The sequence below is a fragment of the Aminobacter sp. MET-1 genome, from assembly GCF_026521175.1.
GTDB lineage: Bacteria > Pseudomonadota > Alphaproteobacteria > Rhizobiales > Rhizobiaceae > Aminobacter.
In genome coordinates this window covers 1-272 of sequence record NZ_JAMSHL010000099.1, presented here as the reverse complement: position 1 = coordinate 272, position 272 = coordinate 1, and the positions used below count along the sequence as shown (strand labels likewise).

The window sequence follows — 272 nt, the reverse complement described above, 5'->3', positions numbered from 1 at the left end:
ACGTACTGGTGCTCAGGTGCGTGGTCCGATTCCTCTGCCTACTCGTAAGGAGCGGTACACCGTTCTGATTTCTCCGCACGTCAACAAGGACGCGCGTGATCAGTACGAAATCCGCACTCATAAGCGTGTTCTGGACATCGTCCAGCCGACGGATAAAACCGTTGACGCGCTGATGAAGCTCGACCTTGCGGCAGGCGTGGAAGTGCAGATCAGCCTCGGCTAAAACCTGGCGGTTTTAGTCGTGTAACGCTCTGAAATGGGCGGCCATAGCG

At 56.2% G+C, this 272-nt stretch carries 1 protein-coding gene; it reads left to right on the top strand.

Features of this window, described 5'->3' with window-relative positions:
• On the top strand, nucleotides 1-223 hold a 223-nt coding region (gene rpsJ, locus NDO48_RS29185), incomplete at its 5' end, for a 30S ribosomal protein S10 (RefSeq protein WP_267322911.1).
• Nucleotides 224-272: the final 49 nt, after the last annotated feature.